Annotated in this window: 1 protein-coding gene; it reads left to right on the top strand. The window is 55.8% G+C overall.

The features are described 5' to 3' along the window. On the top strand, positions 1–407 hold a 407-nt coding region (locus tag GVN67_RS29400), incomplete at both ends, for a protein adenylyltransferase SelO family protein (protein ID WP_200845469.1).

Raw genomic sequence — 407 nt, 5'->3', positions numbered from 1 at the left:
CTATCGATCGTGACCAGCGACACGCCGGTGTATCGTGAAACCGTCGAGCAGGGAGCGATGCTGATGCGCATCGCTGAGAGCCACGTGCGCTTTGGCCACTTTGAGCACTTTTACTATCGCCGGGAGGCGGAAAAGGTGCAGCAGCTGGCCGACTACGTGATTCGTCACCACTGGCCCGAGCTCGACGGAGAGGCGGATAAGTACTTTCTGTGGTTCCGTGACGTTGTCACTAAAACGGCGACGCTTATCGCCAGCTGGCAAACGGTAGGCTTTGCGCATGGGGTAATGAATACCGATAACATGTCTATTCTCGGCCTGACGATGGACTACGGCCCGTACGGGTTCCTCGATGACTTCAAGCCTGATTTCATCTGCAACCATTCGGATTACCAGGGGCGCTATAGCTT

It is taken from the genome of Roseomonas sp. 18066 (assembly GCF_902706185.1).
Classification (GTDB): Bacteria; Pseudomonadota; Alphaproteobacteria; order Acetobacterales; family Acetobacteraceae; genus Pseudoroseomonas.
Note: the sequence above shows the minus strand (reverse complement) of the source record. Positions and strands in the feature narration are given on the sequence as shown.